The following is a 244-nucleotide window of genomic DNA, read 5'->3' as shown; positions in this document are numbered from 1 at the left end:
CTGCCCTGGCTCCCGGCGCAGTCCGGCAGCGAGCGGGCATTCGTGGAAGAGGTCACCCGCGACGTCGCCACCCCGGTCGTCCGGCAGCTCGGCGCGGAGGGGACCCCGTGCATCGGACTCCTCTACGCCGGTCTCATCCTCACCCCGCAGGGCGGGCGCGGGATCGAGTCCAACGCGGGCTCCGGGGACCCGGGGACCCAGGTCGTGCCCCCGCGCCGGGGGACCCCGCTGACCCGCCTCCTCA

Annotated in this window: 1 pseudogene; it reads left to right on the top strand. The window is 76.2% G+C overall.

Features of this window, described 5'->3' with window-relative positions:
- A pseudogene (locus tag KVS71_RS18290) lies at positions 1-244 on the top strand (phosphoribosylamine--glycine ligase); the annotation flags it as partial.

The sequence above is a fragment of the Microbacterium sp. GbtcB4 genome, from assembly GCF_019091465.1.
Classification (GTDB): domain Bacteria; phylum Actinomycetota; class Actinomycetes; order Actinomycetales; family Microbacteriaceae; genus Microbacterium; species Microbacterium paraoxydans.
Note: the sequence above shows the minus strand (reverse complement) of the source record. Positions and strands in the feature narration are given on the sequence as shown.